This is a genomic window from Roseomonas sp. E05 (genome assembly GCF_030063475.1).
In the GTDB taxonomy this organism is placed as follows: Bacteria; Pseudomonadota; Alphaproteobacteria; order Acetobacterales; family Acetobacteraceae; genus Pseudoroseomonas.
The window spans coordinates 16,529-36,699 of sequence record NZ_JASIRT010000014.1 but is presented as its reverse complement, the minus strand read 5'-3'; the positions used below and the strand labels follow the sequence as shown (position 1 = coordinate 36,699).

The following is a 20,171-nucleotide window of genomic DNA, read 5'->3' as shown; positions in this document are numbered from 1 at the left end:
GACCGCCGCCGCAAGCGCGGCCTCCGCCTGCCGCCGCTCAGTCGATCCGCAGGCCGGTCCGGTCCACCACCTTCTGGAAATGCGCGAACTGCTCCGTCAGGAAGGTCCGGGTGGACTCCAGGGTGCTGCCGCTGCTCGGGTCGGTGCCGCTGGTGGAGAGCCGCTCGCGCACCGCCGGTTCCTGCAGCGCCGCGTTGGCGGCACGGTTCAGCGCCTCCGCCACCTCGGGCGGAATGCCCTTGGGGGCGACCATGGCGGTCCAGGTGGAGAGCTCGTAGCCCTTCACGCCGGCCTCGGAGAGGGTCGGCACCTCCGGGAAGTTCGGGTCGCGCGTGCTGGTGGTGACGGCGAGCAGGGTCAGCGCGCCGTCCCGGATCTGGCCGACGATCGAGGCGATCTGGTCGATGGCGAAGGCCACCTCCTGCTTGATCAGCGCCTCCGCCACCGAGCTGCCGCCGCGATAGGGAATGTGGTTCGCCGGCGCCTCGGCCATGCTGCAGAACAGCGCCGAGGCCAGGTGCGAGACGCCGCCGACGCCGGAGCTGGCATAGCCATCCGCCCCCTGCCCCTTCTTCAGCCTGGCGATCAGCTCGGGCACGCTGCGGATGCCCGAGGCCGCCGGCACCACCAGCCCCATGGCGCTGGTGCCGATGATGGCGATGGGGGTGAAGTCCTCCGCCGGGTTGTAGGGCGCGACCTTGGGCTGCGCCGCCGGCGCAACCGCCAGGGTGGAGGCCGAGCCGACCAGCAGCGTGTAGCCATCCGGCCTGGCGCGGCGGACATATTCGGCGCCCAGCGCGCTGCCGGCGCCGGGCTTGTTCTCCACCACCGCGCGCCCGTCGCCGCCGAGATGCGGCCCCATGCGGTCGGCCATCAGGCGGCCGGCGAGGTCCGTGGCGCCGCCCGGCGCGAAGGGGACGATGACGGAGATGGCCCGGTCCGGGAAGGTCGCGGCGGCAGCCGGCCGGGCACCCAGGGCCAGCGCGGCGCCGGCCAAGCCCAGGCCGGCGAAGGCTCGGCGGCCGAGGCCGACGGCGCGCGGCGAAGCGGCGCCGCCGCCCTGCGGCAGGGCGGGACCGTTGGGAATGCGGGGCATGGGACGTTTCCGTTGATTAGATTGCCGATCAGCAATGTCCCCGGCTGCCTCGGATTAGTCAACAAGATTGTCGACAATGCGATGCTGGCCTATTCTGCCGCGCATCCCAGGGCCGCGCGATGGCGCCCCGCCCGCAACCACAGGATCGGAGGCATGGCCGAACCCGCCCGTACCGACCCGCCCGCCGCGCTGCTGCCTGCCATCGTCGCGGCGCTGGAGGAGGACGTGGTCTTCGGCCGCCTTCATCCGCGCGAACGGCTGATCGAGGAGGAACTGACCGCCCGCTTCGGCGCCACGCGCCACACGGTCCGGCAGGCGCTGGCCGAGCTGGAGCGCATGGGTCTCATCGAGCGCATCCCGAATCGCGGCGCCCTGGTGAAGGCCTACAGCCTGGCCGAGGTGGAGCAGCTCTACGCGCTCCGCGTGCTGCTGGAGACGCAGGCGGCGCAGCAGATTCCGCTGCCCCTCGCTCCGGCAGCGCTGGGCGCCCTGCGGAAGGTGCAGGCGCGCCATGACGCCGCCGTGGAAGCCGGCGATCCGCGCGCCGCCTTCCGCGCCAACATCGCCTTCCACCGCGCGCTCTTCGCCGGCTGCGGCAACGTCTTCCTGGCCGGCGTCATCGAGGACCTGGCGCTGCGGGCGCATGGCATCCGCTTCGCCTCCCTCACCGAGCCGCAGCGCCTCGCCCAGGCGCGCGCGGAGCATCATGCCATGCTCGCCGCGCTGGAAGGCGGCGACCGCGCGGCGCTGGTCCGCCTTTGCGGCGAGCACCTGCTGCCCTCGAAGGAAGCCTATCTGCGCGCCCAGGGCCGCTTTCTCGCCTGAGCCCGCCACACCCCTGCCCCGGAGGAACCCCCTGCCATGACCGACACCACGCCTGAGCCGCACGGCCTCACCCGCGGCCTCACCAACTACGGCGACATGGATTTCGCGCGCTATCTCCGGCTTTCCATGGCACGCTCCATGGGCCTCTCCGGCAACCTGCTGAAGAAGCCCGTGGTGGGCATCGCCGCCACCTATTCCGAGTTCAACAACTGCCACCGCCTGGTGCCGGAGCTGGTCGCCGCGGTGAAGCGCGGCGTGCTGGCGGCGGGCGGCCTGCCGCTGGAATTCCCCACCATCTCGCTCGGCGAGGTCTTCCTGAACCCGACCAGCCTGTTCTTCCGCAACCTCATGGCCATGGACACCGAGGAAATGGTGCGCGGCCAGCCGATGGACGCGGTGGTGCTGGTCGGCGGCTGCGACAAGACGGTGCCGGCGCAGCTGATGGGCGCCGTCTCGGCCAATGTGCCGGCCATCCAGGTGGTCACCGGCCCGATGATGACCGGCCGCTGGCGCGGCGAGCGGCTCGGCGCCTGCACGGATTGCCGCCGCTTCTGGGCCAAGTTCCGCGCCGGCGAGATCGACGCCGAGACCATCGAGGAGGTCGAGGGCAACCTGGCCACCACGGCCGGCACCTGCGCGGTGATGGGCACCGCCAGCACCATGGCCTCGCTGGCCGAGGCGCTCGGCATGATGCTGCCGGGCACCGCCGCCATCCCCGCCGTGCATGCCGACCGCATCCGCGCCGCCGAGGCCTCCGGCGCCGCCGCCATGATGCTGGCGACGAAGAAGCTGCGGCCGGACCAGATCATCACCGAGAAGTCGGTGGAGAACGCGCTGCGCGTGCTGCTGGCGATCGGCGGCTCGACCAACGCCATCATCCACCTGACCGCCATCGCCGGCCGCGCCGGCATCACGGTGGACCTCAACCGCCTGAACGAACTTTCCGACACCACCCCCGTGCTGGTGGACCTGAAGCCGACCGGCCCCTTCTACATGGAGGACCTGCACGTGGCGGGCGGCATCGGCGCGGTGCTGCGCGAGCTGAAGCCGCTGCTGCATCTCGACGTCATGACCGTCTCCGGCGAGACGCTGGGCGAGCGCCTGGCCGCCGAGCCGGGCTATGTGGACCACAGCGTCGTCCGCAAGCTGGAGGAGCCGCTGCAGCCCGAGGGCGGCCTCGTCGCGCTGTTCGGCTCGCTGGCGCCGCGCGGCGCCATCCTCAAGCGCGCCGCCGCCGACCCGAAGCTCTTCGAGAAGGAGGCCCGCGCCGTCGTCTTCACCTCGCTGGAGGATCTCGCGGCGCGCATCGACAGCCCGGACCTCGACGTCACGGCGGATGACTTCCTGGTGCTGCAGAATGCCGGCCCGCTCTCGCCCTCCGGCATGCCGGAGGCCGGCTACCTGCCGATTCCCGGCAAGCTGGCGCGGGCGGGGGTGAAGGACATGGTGCGCATCTCCGATGCCCGGATGTCCGGCACGGCCTATGGCACCATCGTGCTGCACGTCTCGCCGGATGCCGCCTCGGGCGGGCCGCTCGGGCTGGTGCGCAACGGCGACCGCATCCGCCTCTCGGTGAAGAACCGCCGCATCGACCTGCTGGTGGAGGAGGCCGAGCTGGCGCGCCGCCGCACCGAGATGGGCGATGCCGGCCCTGCCCGGCCGAAGCGCGGCTACGCCCGGCTCTACAAGGACCAGGTGCTGCAGGCCGACGAGGGCTGCGACCTCGACTTCCTGCGCGCCGAGCCGCAGCGGGACTGAGCGGCGAGCGGCCGGAGGAAGCGCTTCCTCCGGCTCCATCCCCTCAGGTCCGGCGGCCCTTTCAGGCGAAGCCGGCCTTCGAAGGAAGCCCGCTGCGCCGCAGGAGCGCCACCACCGGGCAAAGGCCGGTGAAGGAGGCCTGCACCAGATGGGCACCCATCAGGCCGGTGAGCCAGAGCCAGCGGATGTCGTGGTACACCGCCAGCAGCACGCTCCCCAGCACGACCAGGCCGACAACCAGAAGGATGGTCCTCTCGATGGTCATTCCCCGCCTCCGCTGCTGATATGCGCGGCGATGGTGCCGCTGAGGGATGAAGGCACGCGGTATGTTCCGAAGCAATAACGATTAGGATGAGGCCCGCTGCCTTTCCTTCCTGGCGGGCGGTCCTATATCGGAACCAGAAGGACGACCTTCCGCGGCTTCGCCGCGCCATGCCGGCCGGGACGACCCTGCCTTTGCGGACAGGGAGTCCCGATCATGGCCTGGTTCCTTCTCTTCCTGGCAGGGCTGCTCGAAACCGGCTGGGCGGTCGGGCTGAAGTACAGCCAGGGCTTCACGCGCCCCCTCCCCACCGTGCTCACGGTCGCCAGCATGATCGCCAGCCTCGGGCTGCTGGGCCTGGCCCTGCGCGGCCTGCCGCTCGGCACCGCCTATGCGGTCTGGACCGGCATCGGCACGCTGGGCACGGCGCTGCTCGGCATCCTCCTGTTCGGCGAGGCCGCCACCGTCGCCCGCCTGGTTCCGATCGGTCTGATCGCGGCAGGCATCATCGGGCTGAAGCTGGCCGGCTGAGCCGCCCGGGCGGTTGCTTTCCCCGCCGCCCCTGTCAGGAATGGGGCCTCATTCCCGCAGTGGCGGGGCATGTGGCAGGACATGGCGACCGATGAACGACCGCGTGGCACCCAACCTGATCTCCGCCGTGGACGAGGCCCGCCACTGGGTCCGGCTGATGGAAATGGCCGAGCTGGGCGCCATCCCCGGCCCGACGCCGGAGGACCCCGGCGTCAACCGCGCCTGCCTGACGCCGCTCGACCGCGCCGCGCGCCGCAAGCTGATCGCCTGGGGCGCGGAGATCGGCCTCACCGCCTCGGTGGACGCGATGGGCAACCTCTTCCTGCGGCATGAGGGCACCGACCCCGCCGCCGCCCCGGTGCTGACCGGCAGCCACATGGACACGCAGCCCAATGGCGGCCGCTTCGACGGCATCTGGGGCGTGCTGGCCGGGCTGGAGGCGGTGCAGGCGATCCGCGCGGCCGGCATCGCGACGAAGCGCCCGATCGAGATCGTCGCCTGGACCAACGAGGAGGGCGGCCGCTTCGCACCGGGCTGCATGGGCAGCATGGCCTGGTCCGGCTTCGCCCCGCCGGAGACCTGGGACAATGTCACCGACCCGGACGGCATGACCTTTCGCGCCGCCTTGGAGGAGCATCTCGCGGCCGAGGCGGACATCCCGCGCCGCCCGCTCGGCGGCAGGCCGCACGCCTATGTCGAGGGCCATATCGAACAGGGCCCGCGCCTGGAGGCGGAAGGGCTGGACATCGGCATCGTCACCGGTATCCAGGGCAGCCGCTGGTTCGTGGTGGAGCTGACCGGCAAGAGCGACCATGCCGGCACCACGCCGCTGCTGCTGCGGCAGGACGCGGTGCAGGACATGGTCCGCGCCATCAACGCGCTGAACATCCTGACGCAGGACCCGCGGGATGTGCTGCGCTTCACCGTCGGCCGCATCGAGGTCTCGCCCAACACCTCCAACTCGGTGGCGGAGCGGGTGCGCTTCACCATCGACCTCCGGCATCCGGAGAAGGAGGTGCTGCTGGCGCGCGGGGACGCCATCACCGGCGTGGTGCAGGCGGCGGTGCGCGGCTGCAAGGTGGCGGTGACGGAGCGCTTCCACGCCATGCCCACCACCTTCCAGCCGGAGGTGCCGGCGGCGATCGAACGCGCCGCCGCCGCGCAAGGGCTGAAGGCTGCGCGGATGCCCTCGGGCGCCTTTCACGATGCGCAGTTCCTGGTGCCGGTCTGCCCGACGGGGATGATCTTCGTGCCCTGCCGCAAGGGGGTCAGCCATCATCCGGCGGAATTCGCCCGCCCCGAGCATCTGGCGGCCGGCACCCGCGTGCTGGCGGCCGCGCTGGTGGACCTGGCGAACGGCTGAGCCGAGGCAGGTGCCTCAGCGCCTGCCCCTTCAGCGTCTGACCCTTCAGCGCCCGCCGGAGCGCTGCGCCTGCAGCTTGCCCTCCAGCCGCTTCAGCACGGCGGCGCAAGGGGCCAGCTCGGCATCGGTGAGGCCGTCCAGCAGGTCGCGCTCGATGGCCGCCAGCCGCGCCTCGATGCGGGCCACGGCGGCGCGGCCCTCCTCGCTCAGGATCAGGCGGTGGGCACGGCGGTCGGCGGTGTCGGCCTCGCGCCGCAGCAGGCCCTGGGCGCAGAGGCCGTCCAGCAGCCGGACCAGGCTTGGCCCCTCGATCCCCATCAGGGCGGCGAGGTCCTTCTGCCGCAAGCCCTCCCCGCCCCGCTGCAGCCACAACAGGGCGCGCCAGCCGGCACCGGAGAAGGCCGCCTTCTGGATCTCGGCATCCACCGCCTGACGCCAGAGCCGCCCGAGATGGAGCAGCCGCAGGCCGAAGCCCGCCCGCGGCTCCTGGTCTTGAAAGGTCATGCAGTTAGATAGGAACCTATCTATCTGCGCGGCAAGGCCTGGCCCGGAAAAGCCGGCCTCACCAGCGGCGCGGCGGCCCGCAGTCGAGATGCACGAAACCGTCACGGCGGTAGAGGCCGACGCCGCCCACCTGCATCCGCGCCGCCAGCCTGGCCACGCCATAGGGGTCGGAGCCCGGCAGCCGGAAGTCGGCGGCCATGCCCGACATGTGCAGGCTCACCGGGGAGACGCGGCTGGTGCGCAGCGCGCTGTTGCGCTCGGGCGTCCGGTAGCCGCTGGAGATCTGGTAGGCTTCCTCGCTGCCCAGGCCCTCCGCCACGGCCTGCAGCACGTCGAAGAGGCGCGGGTCCATCGGCGTCACCTCGGCCGCCGAGAGGTCGCGGAACACCCAGTCCAGCTTGTGCAGCGCCTCGCGGTCGTAGCGGCCGTCGCGGAAATAGACGCCGTCGAAGCTGTCCTCCGTCAGCACGCGCTGCACCCGCAGCCGGCGCACCGGCGGCAGCGGGGGCATGGCCTGCGCCGCGCCCGGCACGGCGGCGCAGGCCAGCAGCCCGAGACCGGCGGTGATCACCTCGCGCCGGCTCGCCATGGCCGGATCGCAGCAAGGGCAGAGATCGGGCTTGGAGCGGAAGAGCATCACTGAACCGGCGTGGTGGAGGAGGTGGAAGCGGAGCGCTGCGGGACGGCGCGCGCCGGCGTCACCTCGCGGCGCGCGACGGCGGGGGCTGGCGCCGGGCCACGCGCCAGGGGCGGCAGCGGCGGCGGCAAGGGCGCCTGCCGCGCGTCGAGCAGCTGCAGATAGGCGGCGTCCAGCCCGTAGATGTCAGGCAGGATGCGCACCTGGCCACGATCGACCAACACCGTTTCATAGGCCAGCCGCACCGGCATCGGATGCGGCAGGCCGACGAAGCTGGTCTGCCGGCTCTCCAGCGCCTTCTCCGCCCGCGCGCGATCCCAGCCGGGGATGCCGGCGAGGACGAGGTCGAGCAGCTCCATCGGCTGGCTCAGGCGGATGCATCCGGAGGAGAGCGCGCGGCCGGCGCGGCCGAACAGGTGCCGGTCGGGCGTGTCGTGCAGGTAGATGTCCAGCCCGTTCGGCATGACGAATTTCAGCCGGCCCAGGGCGCTGACGTCGCTGGCGTCCTGGCGGATCAGGTAGGGGAAGTGCTTCGGGTCCACGGCGGCCCAGTTGATCGTCATGGGGTCGATCTCGACCCGCTCGCCGCCGATCATCTGGTAGACCCGGAAGCCCTTCTCCATCATCGCGCGCGGGTCGCGGCGGAAGCGCGGCAGAAGGTCCTCGCGCGCGTTGCGCTCGGGCACGCCCCAGGGCGGATTGAACTGCACCGCCGTCATCCTGACCGCGAGCGGCGGCGTCTGGCGCTCCACCTTGCCCACGATCACCGGCATGTCCAGCAGGACGTTCGCGCCCTCCGCCACCCAGAGGCGGAACTCCGGGATGTTGACCTCCACGCGGCGGCCGGCGGCGGCCGGGGCGGCGGCACGGCGCATGTCCATCGCCACGCGGATCTGGTTCATCCAGGCCGAGGCGGGGCGGTTCAGCAGGCGCAGCGTCGCCGGGCCGACACGCCCGTCCGGCTCCAGCCCGCAGGCCTGCTGCCAGCGGCGCACCGCCGCCTCCAGGGCAGGATCATAGAGCGGGCCGGCATCCTCGGCGGCGGCCAGCGCCGGGTCCTCGGCGCGCAACCGGGCGCGCAGGGCGGGGACGCGCTGCGGGTCCTCCATGCCGGGGTCCAGCGTGTCGCCGGGCGGGATGATGGGCCAGCCGCCAGCCGCGATCCGCGCGCGGGCATGCTGCAAGGCCAGCCGCAGGGCCGGCATGTCAGGGTGCTGCAGGGCCGCGCGCTCGATGATCTCGGCGGGCTCCGCGCTGCCACGCAGGGCGGCCAGCCACTGCGGCAGGCGCTGCGCGGCGGGAGCGCGGCGGATGTCCGGCCGGCCGGGCGGTTCCGGCACGCGGCCGAGCACCAGGTCGGTCAGCGCCGCCGCGGCCGCGGCATACAGCGCCTTGACGTAGCCGCTGGCGTCACTGGCGGCGAGGGCATCGGCCGGGATATCGTAGAGGCGTGGCGACAGGCCGTCCGCATCGAGGCTGCGCAGCCGGGCCGCGAGGCGGAGCAGCGCCTCCGGCCCGGGCCGCGCCACAGGCGCCGCCGCCGGGCCGGCCAGGGCCGGCAGCGGCAGGGCTGCGGCAAGGAGAAGGGCGTTCAGGTCTCTCCGGCGCATGCGGCCCGTCATACAGGCGGCACCCCGCCGCCGCCAGTGTTGATATGCCGCTGTTACATCCCGTCGGAACGGCTTGTTTTCCCGGCAGCACCCGGCGCGCCTAGGCTTTGCCACCCTTGAGCACGCTGAACGGGTTGCGCCGGAGCGGCTCCTCCTCCTCCTCCCGCACTTCCAGGGGGAGTTCGGCGCCCGGCGCGCGCGGATAGGGATCGAGCGCCAGGGCGAGCTGCTCGGCCAGCGCCTCGCCCAGCTCCAGGAGGTCGCGCTCGGCCGGGATCTCGTCCGGCCCCTCCGGGTCCTCGCTCGGCTCCTCCCCCGCGGCCAGGAAGCGCAGGTCCACCGCCTCCTCGACGCTCTGCGCCACCGGCTCCAGCGTGACCACGCAGGACTGCACCACCCGCGCCGAGAGGTGACCGCGCACCCGGATGGCCTCGTCGCCCTCCGGACGCAGCTCCAGCTCGGCGCTGAACGCCTCGATGGCGGGGATGCCGAAGCGCCTGGCCAGGGCGGCGCATTCCGCAGGGGTGGCCTGCAGGCTCTGCCGCCGGCCCTCCTGGCCGACCGCGGCCCAGGGCAGCGTGCGGGAGAATTCGGGGGCGATGGTCATGCGGCCTCCTCCTCGGGTGCGGGGAACTGCGCCTCGCCGCGCAGCATGGTTTCAAGGCTCTGCGCCGCCAGGGCGGCATCGGCGGCGAAGGCGAGGTCGGCCAGGCGCCGCACGCCGGGCGCGTCCGCCGGGCTTTCGCCGCGCCAGACATTGCGCGCCAGCGCCGCCGCCAGCCCGGCACGGTCGCCGGCGGCGAGTGCCGCCTCATAGGCGAGCGCACGGCCGTGGAAGGCCTCCCACATGTTCTTCACCCGGCGCGCGATGGACATGTCGCCCACCCCCATCTCGCGCAGGTTGAAGTCCATGTCGGCGAACATGGCGTCGAACACCGCCTGCGCCAGCGCCGGACCGCGCGGGTCAGCATCCCCGTGCAGGCGGCGGATGAGCAGCCCGACATGCAGCGCGATCACGTCGAAGCGGCCATCCAGCGTGTCCGGCACGCCGATGCCGTCGAAAAAGGCCGGATGGCGCGCCGCCTGCACGGCGGCGGTGTAGAGTTCGAAGCCCTGCCGCTCGTGCGGCTTGCGGCGGAACAGGCCGAACAGGCCCATGGTCGGTGCGGCTCCTCGGCGGCCCTGTCGCGAGCGCCGGTTGACCCCGGTGCGGGGCGGTGGCAATCGACCGTGCAGATGGACCGCAACCCCGCCCCGGTCAATCCGAGGAGCGTCGCCTCCCGGGCCGTGCGGGATTTTCGCCAGCAAGGAATCGGGGCGCCCGTGAGCTTCAGCCGCACCACCCGCCGCATGACCCGCCCGCAACCGCGCCGCGCCGCGCGCGCCGCCCTGGTGGCCTTCGCCCTCGCCACGCCGCTGGCCGGGTGTTCCTTCTTTCAGGCCGCCCCCGTGCAGCGCGGCAACCGCGCCGATCCGGACCTGGTGGCGCAGCTGGTCCCCGGCGTGCAGACCAAGACCGATGTCGAGGCGCTGCTCGGCTCGCCCACCGCGACCGGCACCTTCGACCGCAACTCCTGGTACTACATCAGCTCGGTCACCCGCATGCAGCCGGCCGGCAACCCCTCCTCGGAGCAGCAGCGCGTCATCGCCCTCACCTTCGACGAGGGCGGCGTGCTGCGAAAGATCGAGCAGCGCGGGCCGGACGACATGCGCAACGTCAGCATGGTGGACCGCACAACGCCGGTGCCGGGCAGCGAGCGGACGCTGCTGCAGGCGCTGTTCGGCAATATCGGCCGGGTGGGCGCCGGCAATCTCGGCGCCGACACCAGCCCGGGCGGCGGCCCCGGCCGCTGAGGCTGGCGGGTTGGGGGCGGCCGCCAGGGCAGCCCCCTCCCCCCCTTCGCGGGAGAGGCGCGGGCCGCACCTCCCGGTTCTCATCCGCCAGCCTTGGGCCTCAGAGCGCCAGGCGGCGCAGCGGCATCCGCTCGGTCCGCAGCGCCTCCGGCCAGCCGATGTAGCGCTCCACCAGCACCAGCCCGACCGAAAGGCCCACTGCCGCCAGCATGGCGATCGCCACCCGCCGCGAGGGCGGCCGGTGCACCAGCCGCCACATCAGGATGCCCAGCCGCAGCAGCGGTCCCATGCCGCCTCAGCCGACGCGCCGGGTCACCGTCCGCAGGGTGACGAATTCCTCCGCCGCCGTCGGATGGATGCCGATGGTGCGGTCGAAATCCTCCTTCGTCGCGCCGGCGACGACGGCCACCGCGATGCCCTGCATGATTTCCGCCGCGTCCTCGCCCAGCATATGGGCACCGAGCACCCGCCGCGTGCGGGCGGAGACGACCAGCTTCATCAGCGTCTTGCGCGGCTGCCTGCTGATGGTGTGGCGCATCGGGGTGAAGCGGGCCAGGTAGATGTCGGTCGGCCCCTGCTGCGCCGCCGCCTCCTCCGTCAGCCCCACCGTGGCGGCCGGCGGCGAGGTGAAGATCGCCGTGGGCACGTTCTGGAAGCTGGCGCGGCGGGGGTTGCGGCCGAACAGCGTGTCAGCCAGGGCATGCCCGACCGCGGTGGCCACCGGCGTCAGGTTGAGCTGGTCCGTCACGTCGCCGATGGCGAAGATATGCGGCTGGGTGGTGGCCTGCTCGATCGTCACCGGCACGCAGCCGGACCGGCCCAGGCTGATGCCGGCCCGCTCCAGCCCCAGGCCGGCGGTGTTCGGCACCCGGCCGGTGGCGAACATCACCTGCCCCGTCTCCAGCTCCATCCCGGCATCGGTGATGACCTTCAGGCCGCCCGCCGCCTTCTCCACCCGTGTCGGCGTGTGGCCGGGATGCAGCCGGATGCCGAGGTTCAGCAGCGCCTCAGCCATCGCCTCGCGCAGGTCGCCATCCATGCCGCGCAGGGGGAGTTCCTGGCGGTAGATCAGGTCCACCTCGGCGCCGAGGCCCCGCAGCAGGCAGGCGAACTCCAGCGCGATGTAGCCGCCGCCGATCACCACGATGCGGTCGGGGCAGGATTTCAGGGTGAACAGGTCGTCCGAGACGAGGCCCAGCTCGGCGCCAGGGATCTCCAGCCGCATCGGCTTGCCGCCAACCGCGATGACGATGCGCTCGGCGGTGATCCGCTTGCCGCCCACGTCCAGCGTGTGGGCATCGATGAAGCTGGCGCGCGCCTCGAAGGTGGTGACGCCGGCATTGCCGAGCAGCCGCCCGTAGATGCCGTTCAGCCGCGCCACCTCGGCATCCCGCGCGGCGGCGAGCCTGGCCCAGTCATGCGGGCCGGCCCGCATCTCGCTCCAGCCAAAGGCCGGCGCCTCCCTGGCCCATTCGCCGTATTCGGCGGCCTGGACCATGATCTTCTTGGGCACGCAGCCGACATTGACGCAGGTACCGCCCCAGAAGCGCTCCTCCGCCACGCCCACCCGCGCGCCATGCCCGGCAGCGATGCGGCCGCAGCGCACGCCACCCGAGCCGCCGCCGATGACGAAGAGGTCGAAATCATAGTCGGGCATCGCGGCGTCCTTCTGCGGCTGGTCAGCGCAAGAAGGGCAGCCGTGAGGCTTCCGTCAAGCCACCAGGGGAGGCGCCGCCTCCCCTGGACCCCTCCGCCGGGGGGATCGTATCCCCCCGGACCCCGCCATCAGCCGCCAATACCGCCGAGCGCGAGGTATTTCGTCTCCAGATACTCCTCGATGCCGTGGCTGCTGCCCTCACGGCCCAGGCCGGACTGCTTGAAACCGCCAAACGGCGCCTCCGCCGTCGAGATGATGCCCTCGTTGATGCCGATGATGCCGTATTCCAGCGCCTCCGCCACCCGGAAGATCCGGCCCACGTCGCGCGCGTAGAAATAGGCGGCGAGGCCGAACTCGGTGTCGTTGGCCAGCCTGATCGCCTCCTCCTCCGTCTTGAAGCGGAACAGCGGCGCCACCGGGCCGAAGGTCTCCTCGCGGAAGATGATCGCGTCATGCGACACGTTGGCCAGCACGGTCGGCTGGAAGAAGTTGCCGCCCCTGTCGTGCGGCTTGCCGCCGGTGACGATGCTCGCGCCCTTGGAAAGCGCGTCGGCGATGTGGTCCTGCACCTTCTTCACCGCGTCGGCATTGATCAGCGGGCCCTGGGTGACCCCCTCCTCCATGCCGTTGCCGACCTTCAGCTTCTCCACCGCCGCCTTCAGCTTCTGGCTGAAGGCGTCATAGACCCCCTCCTGCACCAGGATGCGGTTGGCGCAGACGCAGGTCTGCCCGGTGTTGCGGTACTTGGAGGCGATGGCGCCCTGCACCGCGGCGTCCAGGTCGGCGTCGTCGAAGACGATGAAGGGCGCGTTGCCGCCCAGCTCCATCGAGGTCTTCTTGATGGTGGCGGCGCACTGCTCCAGCAGCACCCGGCCGACCTCGGTGGAGCCGGTGAAGGAGAGCTTGCGCACCAGCGGGTTGCCGGTCAGCTCCTTGCCGGTGGCGGAGGACGGGCCGGTGATGACGTTGCAGACGCCCTTCGGCATGCCGGCGCGCTCGGCCAGCACGGCGATGGCCAGCGCCGAGAAGGGCGTCTGGCTGGCCGGGCGGATCACGCCGGTGCAGCCCGCCGCCCAGCCCGGCCCGGCCTTGCGGGTGATCATGGCCGAGGGGAAGTTCCAGGGCGTGATGGCGGCGAAGACGCCGACCGGCTCCTTCGTCACCAGGATGCGGCGGCCCTTGGCGTTCTGCGGGATGATCTCGCCATCCACCCGTCGCGCCTCCTCGGCGAACCACTCGATGAAGCTGGCGGAATAGCTGACCTCGCCGCGCGATTCCGCCAGCGGCTTGCCCTGCTCGGCGGTCATGATGGCCGCGAGGTCCTCGGTATTGGCCAACATCAGCGCGGCCAGCTTCTTCAGGATGGCGGCGCGCTCGCTCGCCAGCATGGCGCGCCAGGCCGGCCAGGCGGCATTGGCGGCCTCGATGGCGCGGCGGGTCTCGGCCTGCCCCATGGCGGGCACGGTGCCGACCAGATCGCCGGTGGCGGGGTTGCGGACCTCCAGCATCTTGCCGCTGTCGGCCTTCACCCATTCGCCGTTGATGTAGTTGGCCTGCCGCAGCAGGTCGGGATCCTTCAGCGGCAGCTTGGCGATGGTGTCGAGCATGAACGGGCTCCTTCCCGGTTCGGGCCTGTCCGCCGCGGCGGCGGGCCTCGTGTGCCGGGCAGGTTAGGTCCGGTGGGCGCCGGTGTCAGCCCACCCGCTGTGCGGCCTCGCTGAAACCTGAGCGCAACGCTTGGGCGCCATGCCACGTTCGACCTCTGCCGCGGCCATGGGGCCGCACCCCTGTGCTGGAGGAAGCGATGAGTACGATCCTGCTGGTCATTATCGTTCTGCTGCTGATCGGCGCCTTGCCGACCTGGGGCTACAGCTCCGCCTGGGGATACGGCCCCTCGGGCGTGCTGGGCCTGATCCTGATCGTGCTTCTCGTGCTGCTGCTGATGGGCAGAATCTAACTCCGCTCCCGGCCCCGCCGCCTCAGCCGGCAGCGGGATCGGGGAGGCCGCTGATCGCGAGGTCCAGCGCCTCCATCAGGGCGCCGGCCTGCAGCGCGCGCGCGATCCGCCGGGCCGTGAGCAGCCGCGGCCCCGATTTCTCCAGCACCACCGCCGCCCAGATCGCGACGGCCAGCCCCGCCAGCGGCATCAGGTGCAGATAGAGCAGGATCATCACGATGCCGCCGTGGAGAGGCGCCAGCCAGGCGGTGAGCGCCACCGTCAGCCCCGAGACGATCAACCCTGCCGCGATGGTGAGGTCCAGCCGGGCCAGCCGGGTCGCCGTCGCGACCTCCTGGCGCAGGCGCGGCAAGGCGAAGCGCAGCGGGTCCTCCACCATGGGTGCGGCGCCACGGCTGGCAAGATAGCGGCGGGCAAGAAGCTCGGTATGGGTGCGGCTGGTCCTGGACATCGGCGGCAAGGAGGTCTCGTCGGAGGGAGCGGGCGCGTCTTGCTGCATTGCAGCGTAAACGCACCCCGGTCACCCTGCCAAGCGCCGGTGTGGCTCGGCGGTTTCAGGCGTGGCCCGTCATTCCACCGTCACCGCCTTGGCGAGATTGCGCGGCTGGTCCACGTCGGTCCCCTTCAGCACCGCCACGTGATAGGCGAGCAGCTGCACGGGGATGGCGTGCAGGATGGGCGCGACGAAGGGGTCCACCTGCGGCACCACCACCACCCGCTCGGCGAAGCGGCGGAGCGCCGGGGCGCCCGCCACGTCGGTGAAGGCCATGATGCGGCCGCCGCGCGCCGCCGCCTCCTGCAGGTTGGAGGCCGTCTTCTCGAAGAGCGGGCCGGAGGGGCAGAGGGCGATGACCGGCACGGCGGGGTCGATCAGCGCGATGGGGCCGTGCTTCATCTCGCCGGCGGCATAGCCCTCGGCGTGGATGTAGCTCAGCTCCTTCAGCTTCAGCGCGCCTTCCATGGCGATCGGGAAAAGGCTGCCGCGGCCGAGGAAGAGCACGTCCCGCGCCGTCGCCACCTCGCGCGCCATGGCGAGGATCCCGGCGTCGTCCTCCAGCAGGGTGGCGGCATGGCCGGGCACCTCCAGCAGGGCGGCGGTGAGCTGCGCCTCCCGCTCGGCGGAGAGCACGCCGCGGGCGCGGCCGAAGCCCAGCGCCAGGCTGGCCAGCACCGCGAGCTGCGCGGTGAAGGCCTTGGTGGAGGCGACGCCGATCTCCGGCCCCGCCACCGTCAGCAGCGTGCCGTCGCTCTCCCGGTCCATGGTGCTCTCCGAGACGTTCACCACGGAGAGGACGCGCTGGCCGCGCGCCCGCAGCAGGCGCAGCGCCGCCAGGGTATCGGCGGTCTCGCCGGACTGGCTGACCAGGATGGCGGCGCCGCCCTCGGGCAGCGGCGGGTCGCGGTAGCGCAGCTCGCTGGCGATGTCGGAATCGACGGGGATGCGCGCGACCTGCTCGATCCAGTAGCGCCCGACCTGCGCCGCCAGATAGGCCGAGCCGCAGGCGCTGAAGGTGATCCGGGGCACCGCCGCGGGGTCGAAGGGCAGCGCCGGCAGCGCCACGGCGCGGGTCGCCGGCTCGACATACTGCCGCAGCGTGTCGCCGAGCACGACCGGATGCTCGTGCAGCTCCTTCTCCATGAAGTGACGGTAGTTGCCCTTGCCCACCGCCGCGCCGGTCAGCGCGGTGAGCTTCACGGCGCGTTCCACCGGGCGGTCCTGGGCGTCGAAGAAGCGGGCGGAGCTGTCGTCCAGCACCACCCAGTCGCCCTCTTCCATGTAGGCGATGCGGCGGGTCAGCGGGGAGAGCGCCAGCGCGTCGCTGCCGACATACATCTCGCCCTCGCCGAAGCCGACGGCGAGCGGGCTGCCCTGGCGCGCGGCGATCAGCTTGCGCGGATATCCGGTGAAGATCATCGCCAGCCCGAAGGCGCCGTGGATGCGCTTCAGCGTGGCGGAAACCGCCTCCTCCGGCGTGGCGCCGCCGGCCAGCAGGTGGTCGAGCAGCTTGGCGACGGTCTCGGTATCCGTCTCCGTCTCGAACTCGACGCCATCGGCCTCCAGCTCGGCGCGCAGCTCGGCATAGTTCTCGATGATGCCGTTGTGCACCACGGAGACGCGCCCGGTGCCGTGCGGGTGGGCGTTGCGCTCGGTCGGCGCGCCATGGGTGGCCCAGCGGGTATGGCCGATGCCGGTGGTGCCCGGGAGCGGCTGCCGCTCCAGCACCTGCGCCAGGTTGGCGAGCTTGCCCTCGGCGCGGCGGCGCTCGATGTGCCCGTTCACCAGCGTGGCGATCCCGGCGCTGTCATAGCCGCGGTATTCCAGCCGCCGCAGCGCCTCCAGCAGGCGCGGCGCCGCCGCCTCCCGCCCGACCAGGCCGACAATGCCGCACATCAGGCTTTCTCCTTGGGAGGCGCGGGAGGAGTCTCAGGCGATGGCTCCGGCCGGCGGGCGGCGCGGAAGGCGGCCGCCATGCCCGGCTTCTCGGTCGGGCGGGCGCGGCCGAAGGCCATGGCATCGGGCGCCACGTCCCGCGTCAGGGTGGAGCCGGCGGCGGTGAAGGCGCCATCCCCCAGGCGGATAGGGGCCACCAAAGTGGTATGCGAGCCGACGAAGACGCCGCTGCCGATCTCGGTGCGGAACTTGCCGAAGCCGTCGTAATTGCAGGTGATGGTGCCGGCGCCGATATTGCTGCCGGCGCCCACCGAGGCGTCGCCGAGATAGGTCAGGTGGTTGGCCTTGGCGCCCTCCCCCAGCCGCGTCGCCTTCAGCTCCACGAAATTGCCGACATGCGCGCGGGCGCCGACCTCGGTGCCCGGGCGCAGCCGCGCGAAGGGGCCGATGATGGCGCCCGAGCGCACCACGCAGCCCTCCAGATGGCTGAAGGCGCGGATTTCGACGTCGTCCTCCACCGTCACGCCGGGGCCAAAGACGACGTTCGGTCCCACCGTCACGTCCTGGCCGAGCCGGGTGTCGTGCGCGAGGACGACGCTCTCCGGCTGGATCAGGGTGGCGCCGGCGTCCATCGCGGCGCGGCGCAGGCGGGTCTGCACCTCCGCCTCGGCGGCGGCCAGCTCGGCGCGGCTGTTGATGCCGCGCAGCTCGGCCTCCGGCGCCTCCACGGCCACCACCCGCTTCCCGTCCTCCACGGCCAGGGGGACGACGTCCGGCAGGTAGTACTCGCCGGCGCGGTTGTCGTTGCGCACGGCGCGCAGCCAGCGGAACAGGTCGGCGGCCGGGGCGCAGAGCACGCCGGCATTGCACAACCCGACCTGCCGCTCGGCCTCCGAGGCATCGGCGAACTCGACGATGCGGGTGACGTCGCCCGCCGCATCCCGCAGCACGCGGCCGTACTTCGCCGGGTCGGCCGGACGCATCGCCAGCAAAGCGAGGCCGGCCTCGGCGCGGGCGGCGCGCAGCCGCTCCAGGGTGGCCGTGGAGATCAGGGGATTGTCGGCGTAGAGGACGGCCACGTCGCCGGGGAAGTCGGCCAGCAGGGGGGCGGCCTGGAGCGCGGCATGGCCGGTGCCCAGCCGCTCGGCCTGCACCACGGTCACGTGCGGCGCGGCGGCGCGCTCCAGCGCCGGCATGTCGGGGCCGACGACGACCACGATGCGGTCGAACACGCCTTCGCAGGCGGCGATCAGGTGGTTCAGCATGGGGCGCCCGGCGAGCGGGTGCAGCGCCTTGGGCAGGCGGCTCTTCATCCGCGTCCCGAGGCCTGCAGCGAGCAGAATGGCAGCAGCGGACATGCCTTCGCTTGTGCCGGGGAACCCCCCCTGGGAGCAAGAGCGGTGATCGTCACTTCGCATTGCCGCGCGAAACATGGCAAAGCCGCGCACCATGCAACGCACCGTGATCTTCGACCTCGACGGCACGCTGGTGGACAGCGTGCCCGACATCCATGCCGCGCTCGACCGGCTGATGGCCGCGCGCGGGCAGCCGCCCTTCGGCCGCGCCGAGGTGACGCGCTTCATCGGCGACGGCGTGCCGGTGCTGCTCCAGCGCGCCTTCGCCGCGCGCGGCCTGCCGCCGGACCCGACCGCCCTGCCCGCCTTCCTGGCCGACTACGAGGCGAATGCGGCGGTGGAGACCTGCCCCTTCCCCGGCGTCCCGGCGGCGCTGGACCGGCTGGCCGCCGAGGGCTGGGCGATGGCCGTCTGCACCAACAAGCCCGAGGCCGCCGCGCGCCTGCTGCTGGCGGGGCTGGGGCTGGAGGCGCGCTTCGCGGCGCTGGGCGGCGGCGACAGCTTCCCCGTCCGCAAACCGGACCCGCGACATGTCCTGGCCACGCTGGAAGCGGCGGGCGGCGACCCGGCGCGGGCCGTCATGGTCGGCGATCACCACAACGACATCGCCGCCGGCCGCGCCGCCGGACTGCCGGTCGCTTTCTGCGCCTGGGGCTACGGGCTGCCCGAGATGGCGGACGGCGCCCTGGTGGCAGAGCGGGCCGAGGCGCTTCCGGCGCTGCTGGAGCGCCTGCTGCCGCGCTGAGCCTGGCGCGGCGATCAGCCCGGGCCGAGTTCCACCAGATAGGCGGTGAGGCGGCCCAGCCAGCGGCCCGGCATCTCCACCCGGACCGGCAGGATCGGCGCGCCGGGGCGTGGCCGGGCCATCCAGGCGACGCCCTCCTGCGGCTCCCGCGCATCGGCGCCGTCATCGTGCCGGAAGCCGGCGATCTGCCGGGCGATGAAGCCGCAGCGCACCGCCTCGCCGCTCCAGGCCCCGGCATGGGGCGGCAGGTAATCCCGCCCGAGGGTGCGGATGACGACATTCCCCCGTCGCCGACCGTCGAAGATGGCGGCACGATCCTCGCACCGCCCGGTGTCCTCCAGGGTGCGGCTCAGCTGCGCCAGGGCGCTCAGGGAATCGATGGTGTGGCTCTGCAGCGGCGGCGGCACCGGCTCGCGGTCCGGATCGTGCGCGGGGATCAGCCGGCGCAGCGCCGGCTGGCCGCCGGGATAATCCAGCACCACCTGACGCGGCTCGCCACGCCAGGTTCCCTCACTGGTGAAGTGGCTTGGCCGCGCGGCATCCCCGGCCCAGACGCCCTCCGCCCGGCTGGTCACCCGGCCGCTGCTGAACCAGCTCACCAGCCCGGTCAGGTGCAGGCGGGATTCGATGCGGTAGCGTGAGGGGGCGGAGAGGTCGAACAGCACTTCCGCCCGCACGATCTGAATGCCGGCGGCCTGCACCGCATAGACGGCGCGCAGCGGCTCGGCCCGCCCGGCGGCAGGGCTGCACAGCGTGGCCAGCAGGACGAGGGCGGAGCGCCAGCGCATGCATTGGAGATGGGGATGGCAGCCTTTGAAGAAAGGGGGGAAATTCCTGCTCGGGGGTCGCTTGACACCCTCCCGGCCTCCCGGTATTTCCCGGCCCACCCCGATGGGTGCGTAGCTCAGCGGTAGAGCATCGCCTTCACACGGCGGGGGTCACAGGTTCAATCCCTGTCGCACCCACCATCGGGGTCTTTCTCCTTGAAATCTGTGCCTTCCAGCTGCTGCGGCCATGCGCCTGCGCGTCTGGCGGGCTGCGCGCGCCGCAAGGGCCGGTTGGCCCGGCGGAGGGTGCCGCCGGGCCAGACCTTCAGCCAGGGGTGACCGGCGCGACAGGCGCCTGCCCCGGCCGCGGCGCCTCCGGGCCGCCGCGGCGGTGGTGATGGCGCGGGCCGCGCAGTTCCGCCGTTTCCAGCGCACCGTCGTCGTTGCGGTCGGCAGCGCGGAACAGCGCCATGGCCAGGGGCTGCACTTCCTCCATGGTCAGGCGGTCGTCGCCATTCGCGTCGGCGGCACGAAACATGGCGTCGGCGCGCTGCTGCAGGCCACGCATCGGCCGGGCCGGCGCGTTCGCAGGGCGGTTGGCCTCCCGCCGCGCCTGCAGCAAGCTGCCCAGTTCCTCGCGCGTCATGCCGCCGTCCTTGTTGGCGTCGGCCTCGGCGAAGCGAGCGGAGAGGAAGTTCAGCCCTTCCGTCTGGGTGATGCGGCCGTCCCGGTCGGCATCGGCCTGCTGCATCAGGTGGCCGGGCCCGCCGCGATGCGGGCCGGGCTGAGCCAGGGCCGGAAGCGCGGTGACGGCGAGCACGGCACCGAGCAATCCCAGACCAAGCGAGCGTTTCATGC

General features: G+C 72.5%; 22 protein-coding genes and 1 tRNA gene. 8 read left to right on the top strand and 15 right to left on the bottom strand.

Translation table 11 applies throughout. From position 1 onward, the window contains the following. Window positions 1-37 precede the first annotated feature (37 nt). On the bottom strand, window positions 38-1,096 hold the full coding sequence (locus tag QMO56_RS15175) for a tripartite tricarboxylate transporter substrate binding protein (RefSeq protein ID WP_283526960.1): 1,059 nt from the start codon (window positions 1,094-1,096) through the stop codon (window positions 38-40). 153 nt (window positions 1,097-1,249) lie between these two features. On the opposite strand from QMO56_RS15175, the gene QMO56_RS15170 reads away from it, so the two are divergent. Together QMO56_RS15170 and QMO56_RS15165 are read left to right on the top strand one after the other, a co-directional pair. Continuing rightward, window positions 1,250-1,921, top strand: a complete 672-nt coding sequence (locus tag QMO56_RS15170) for a GntR family transcriptional regulator (RefSeq protein ID WP_283526958.1) — start codon at window positions 1,250-1,252, stop codon at window positions 1,919-1,921. A gap of 36 nt (window positions 1,922-1,957) precedes the next feature. Continuing rightward, window positions 1,958-3,679 (top strand): dihydroxy-acid dehydratase, encoded by a 1,722-nt coding sequence (locus QMO56_RS15165; RefSeq protein ID WP_283526956.1) that lies wholly within the window; start codon window positions 1,958-1,960, stop codon window positions 3,677-3,679. A gap of 61 nt (window positions 3,680-3,740) precedes the next feature. On the opposite strand, the gene QMO56_RS15160 is transcribed toward QMO56_RS15165, so the two are convergent. Beyond that, entirely contained in the window at window positions 3,741-3,944 is a 204-nt protein-coding gene (locus tag QMO56_RS15160) for a DUF2892 domain-containing protein (protein WP_283526954.1), read from the bottom strand. 213 nt (window positions 3,945-4,157) lie between these two features. Between QMO56_RS15160 and sugE the strand changes: the two genes are divergently transcribed. Next, window positions 4,158-4,472 (top strand): quaternary ammonium compound efflux SMR transporter SugE, encoded by a 315-nt coding sequence (gene sugE, locus QMO56_RS15155; RefSeq protein ID WP_283526951.1) that lies wholly within the window; start codon window positions 4,158-4,160, stop codon window positions 4,470-4,472. 91 nt (window positions 4,473-4,563) lie between these two features. Continuing rightward, window positions 4,564-5,835, top strand: coding sequence for a hydantoinase/carbamoylase family amidase (locus QMO56_RS15150; protein ID WP_283526949.1), 1,272 nt, complete (start codon window positions 4,564-4,566; stop codon window positions 5,833-5,835). A 45-nt stretch (window positions 5,836-5,880) separates the two neighbouring features. On the opposite strand, the gene QMO56_RS15145 is transcribed toward QMO56_RS15150, so the two are convergent. The 5 genes from QMO56_RS15145 to QMO56_RS15125 form a co-directional block, all read right to left on the bottom strand. Further along, window positions 5,881-6,339 (bottom strand): MarR family winged helix-turn-helix transcriptional regulator, encoded by a 459-nt coding sequence (locus tag QMO56_RS15145; protein ID WP_283526948.1) that lies wholly within the window; start codon window positions 6,337-6,339, stop codon window positions 5,881-5,883. A gap of 58 nt (window positions 6,340-6,397) precedes the next feature. Next, on the bottom strand, window positions 6,398-6,976 hold the full coding sequence (locus QMO56_RS15140) for a DUF882 domain-containing protein (RefSeq protein ID WP_283526946.1): 579 nt from the start codon (window positions 6,974-6,976) through the stop codon (window positions 6,398-6,400). Further along, the gene (locus QMO56_RS15135; protein ID WP_283526944.1) at window positions 6,976-8,586 is read right to left on the bottom strand and encodes a murein L,D-transpeptidase; all 1,611 of its coding nucleotides are present in this window, start codon (window positions 8,584-8,586) and stop codon (window positions 6,976-6,978) included. Before QMO56_RS15135 ends, QMO56_RS15140 begins: the two co-directional genes overlap by 1 nt. 100 nt (window positions 8,587-8,686) lie before the next feature. After that, window positions 8,687-9,193, bottom strand: a complete 507-nt coding sequence (locus QMO56_RS15130) for a DUF177 domain-containing protein (RefSeq protein WP_283526942.1) — start codon at window positions 9,191-9,193, stop codon at window positions 8,687-8,689. Then, window positions 9,190-9,744 (bottom strand): ubiquinol-cytochrome C chaperone family protein, encoded by a 555-nt coding sequence (locus QMO56_RS15125; protein WP_283526940.1) that lies wholly within the window; start codon window positions 9,742-9,744, stop codon window positions 9,190-9,192. The genes QMO56_RS15130 and QMO56_RS15125 overlap by 4 nt, the downstream gene beginning before the upstream one ends. 165 nt (window positions 9,745-9,909) lie before the next feature. On the opposite strand from QMO56_RS15125, the gene QMO56_RS15120 reads away from it, so the two are divergent. Beyond that, entirely contained in the window at window positions 9,910-10,440 is a 531-nt protein-coding gene (locus QMO56_RS15120; protein ID WP_283526938.1) for an outer membrane protein assembly factor BamE, read from the top strand. A gap of 100 nt (window positions 10,441-10,540) precedes the next feature. Here QMO56_RS15120 and QMO56_RS15115 read toward each other — a convergent pair whose 3' ends face one another. From QMO56_RS15115 to QMO56_RS15105, 3 genes are all read right to left on the bottom strand, one after another. Further along, complete coding sequence (locus QMO56_RS15115) at window positions 10,541-10,729, bottom strand: hypothetical protein (RefSeq protein ID WP_283526937.1); 189 nt, start codon at window positions 10,727-10,729, stop codon at window positions 10,541-10,543. A gap of 6 nt (window positions 10,730-10,735) precedes the next feature. After that, the gene (gene gorA / locus QMO56_RS15110; RefSeq protein ID WP_283526935.1) at window positions 10,736-12,097 is read right to left on the bottom strand and encodes a glutathione-disulfide reductase; all 1,362 of its coding nucleotides are present in this window, start codon (window positions 12,095-12,097) and stop codon (window positions 10,736-10,738) included. 128 nt (window positions 12,098-12,225) lie between these two features. Further along, window positions 12,226-13,704 carry an NAD-dependent succinate-semialdehyde dehydrogenase gene (locus QMO56_RS15105; protein WP_283526933.1) on the bottom strand — a complete coding sequence of 493 codons (1,479 nt, stop codon included), beginning with the start codon at window positions 13,702-13,704 and terminating at the stop codon, window positions 12,226-12,228. A gap of 197 nt (window positions 13,705-13,901) precedes the next feature. On the opposite strand from QMO56_RS15105, the gene QMO56_RS15100 reads away from it, so the two are divergent. Further along, window positions 13,902-14,054, top strand: a complete 153-nt coding sequence (locus tag QMO56_RS15100; protein WP_283526932.1) for a DUF3309 family protein — start codon at window positions 13,902-13,904, stop codon at window positions 14,052-14,054. 22 nt (window positions 14,055-14,076) lie between these two features. Here the strand turns inward: QMO56_RS15100 and QMO56_RS15095 are convergent, their stop codons facing one another. From QMO56_RS15095 to glmU, 3 genes are all read right to left on the bottom strand, one after another. Further along, window positions 14,077-14,505, bottom strand: coding sequence for a hypothetical protein (locus QMO56_RS15095; RefSeq protein WP_283526930.1), 429 nt, complete (start codon window positions 14,503-14,505; stop codon window positions 14,077-14,079). A gap of 117 nt (window positions 14,506-14,622) precedes the next feature. Next, window positions 14,623-16,446, bottom strand: a complete 1,824-nt coding sequence (glmS, locus tag QMO56_RS15090) for a glutamine--fructose-6-phosphate transaminase (isomerizing) (protein WP_283526928.1) — start codon at window positions 16,444-16,446, stop codon at window positions 14,623-14,625. Beyond that, window positions 16,446-17,804 carry a bifunctional UDP-N-acetylglucosamine diphosphorylase/glucosamine-1-phosphate N-acetyltransferase GlmU gene (gene glmU, locus QMO56_RS15085; protein ID WP_283526926.1) on the bottom strand — a complete coding sequence of 453 codons (1,359 nt, stop codon included), beginning with the start codon at window positions 17,802-17,804 and terminating at the stop codon, window positions 16,446-16,448. The genes glmS and glmU overlap by 1 nt, the downstream gene beginning before the upstream one ends. 91 nt (window positions 17,805-17,895) lie before the next feature. Here glmU and gph point away from each other — a divergent pair, with 91 nt between their 5' ends. Beyond that, a complete protein-coding gene (gene gph / locus QMO56_RS15080) occupies window positions 17,896-18,546 on the top strand; it encodes a phosphoglycolate phosphatase (RefSeq protein ID WP_283526924.1) in 651 nt (216 codons plus the stop codon). Between the two features lie 14 nt (window positions 18,547-18,560). On the opposite strand, the gene QMO56_RS15075 is transcribed toward gph, so the two are convergent. Then, a complete protein-coding gene (locus QMO56_RS15075; protein ID WP_283526922.1) occupies window positions 18,561-19,334 on the bottom strand; it encodes a DUF3108 domain-containing protein in 774 nt (257 codons plus the stop codon). A 105-nt stretch (window positions 19,335-19,439) separates the two neighbouring features. Here QMO56_RS15075 and QMO56_RS15070 point away from each other — a divergent pair. Continuing rightward, a tRNA-Val gene (locus tag QMO56_RS15070) sits at window positions 19,440-19,514 on the top strand. A 124-nt stretch (window positions 19,515-19,638) separates the two neighbouring features. On the opposite strand, the gene QMO56_RS15065 is transcribed toward QMO56_RS15070, so the two are convergent. After that, window positions 19,639-20,169, bottom strand: a complete 531-nt coding sequence (locus tag QMO56_RS15065) for an EF-hand domain-containing protein (protein ID WP_283526921.1) — start codon at window positions 20,167-20,169, stop codon at window positions 19,639-19,641. Window positions 20,170-20,171 lie beyond the last annotated feature (2 nt).

Bases quoted from the DNA above. Each gene is read 5' to 3' on its own strand.
- QMO56_RS15175 (WP_283526960.1), bottom strand. From the start codon at position 1,096: ATGCCCCGCATTCCCAACGGTCCCGCCCTGCCGCAGGGCGGCGGCGCC.
- QMO56_RS15170 (WP_283526958.1), top strand. From the start codon at position 1,250: ATGGCCGAACCCGCCCGTACCGACCCGCCCGCCGCGCTGCTGCCTGCC.
- QMO56_RS15165 (WP_283526956.1), top strand. From the start codon at position 1,958: ATGACCGACACCACGCCTGAGCCGCACGGCCTCACCCGCGGCCTCACC.
- QMO56_RS15160 (WP_283526954.1), bottom strand. From the start codon at position 3,944: ATGACCATCGAGAGGACCATCCTTCTGGTTGTCGGCCTGGTCGTGCTG.
- sugE (WP_283526951.1), top strand. From the start codon at position 4,158: ATGGCCTGGTTCCTTCTCTTCCTGGCAGGGCTGCTCGAAACCGGCTGG.
- QMO56_RS15150 (WP_283526949.1), top strand. From the start codon at position 4,564: ATGAACGACCGCGTGGCACCCAACCTGATCTCCGCCGTGGACGAGGCC.
- QMO56_RS15145 (WP_283526948.1), bottom strand. From the start codon at position 6,339: ATGACCTTTCAAGACCAGGAGCCGCGGGCGGGCTTCGGCCTGCGGCTG.
- QMO56_RS15140 (WP_283526946.1), bottom strand. From the start codon at position 6,976: ATGCTCTTCCGCTCCAAGCCCGATCTCTGCCCTTGCTGCGATCCGGCC.
- QMO56_RS15135 (WP_283526944.1), bottom strand. From the start codon at position 8,586: ATGCGCCGGAGAGACCTGAACGCCCTTCTCCTTGCCGCAGCCCTGCCG.
- QMO56_RS15130 (WP_283526942.1), bottom strand. From the start codon at position 9,193: ATGACCATCGCCCCCGAATTCTCCCGCACGCTGCCCTGGGCCGCGGTC.
- QMO56_RS15125 (WP_283526940.1), bottom strand. From the start codon at position 9,744: ATGGGCCTGTTCGGCCTGTTCCGCCGCAAGCCGCACGAGCGGCAGGGC.
- QMO56_RS15115 (WP_283526937.1), bottom strand. From the start codon at position 10,729: ATGGGACCGCTGCTGCGGCTGGGCATCCTGATGTGGCGGCTGGTGCAC.
- gorA (WP_283526935.1), bottom strand. From the start codon at position 12,097: ATGCCCGACTATGATTTCGACCTCTTCGTCATCGGCGGCGGCTCGGGT.
- QMO56_RS15105 (WP_283526933.1), bottom strand. From the start codon at position 13,704: ATGCTCGACACCATCGCCAAGCTGCCGCTGAAGGATCCCGACCTGCTG.
- QMO56_RS15100 (WP_283526932.1), top strand. From the start codon at position 13,902: ATGAGTACGATCCTGCTGGTCATTATCGTTCTGCTGCTGATCGGCGCC.
- QMO56_RS15095 (WP_283526930.1), bottom strand. From the start codon at position 14,505: ATGTCCAGGACCAGCCGCACCCATACCGAGCTTCTTGCCCGCCGCTAT.
- glmS (WP_283526928.1), bottom strand. From the start codon at position 16,446: ATGTGCGGCATTGTCGGCCTGGTCGGGCGGGAGGCGGCGGCGCCGCGC.
- glmU (WP_283526926.1), bottom strand. From the start codon at position 17,804: ATGTCCGCTGCTGCCATTCTGCTCGCTGCAGGCCTCGGGACGCGGATG.
- gph (WP_283526924.1), top strand. From the start codon at position 17,896: ATGCAACGCACCGTGATCTTCGACCTCGACGGCACGCTGGTGGACAGC.
- QMO56_RS15075 (WP_283526922.1), bottom strand. From the start codon at position 19,334: ATGCGCTGGCGCTCCGCCCTCGTCCTGCTGGCCACGCTGTGCAGCCCT.
- QMO56_RS15065 (WP_283526921.1), bottom strand. From the start codon at position 20,169: ATGAAACGCTCGCTTGGTCTGGGATTGCTCGGTGCCGTGCTCGCCGTC.